Below are 256 nucleotides of genomic sequence, written 5' to 3' on the forward strand. Positions count from 1 at the left end.
TGCTTCTACTGTTCCAGTGTTAAATGTAAAGTCATACTCTTTTGCTGAATCTGCTTCTCCACTTAATGTTACAGTGTGAACTAAATCAGTTCCTTCTGTTTGCTCATCACTTGTTACACTTGATACTTTGATATCTGCTTCATTATCTAAGATTGTTCCTGTTGCATCTACTCCACCTACAGAAATCTCATACGCTTCTGTATCTTCTTTTAATGCATCATCTACTGTTGGTGTTGTAATTGTAAACTCTGTTACT

The 256-nt window shown here is 35.5% G+C and carries 1 protein-coding gene; it reads right to left on the minus strand.

Going from position 1 to position 256, the window contains the following annotated elements; genetic code table 11:
- Positions 1–256 (minus strand): hypothetical protein (locus CRV03_RS14385; protein WP_164968686.1); only part of this gene is annotated, 256 nt, incomplete at both ends.

Origin of the sequence: Arcobacter sp. F155 (assembly GCF_004116455.1) — a bacterium.
Lineage (GTDB): Bacteria > Campylobacterota > Campylobacteria > Campylobacterales > Arcobacteraceae > Halarcobacter.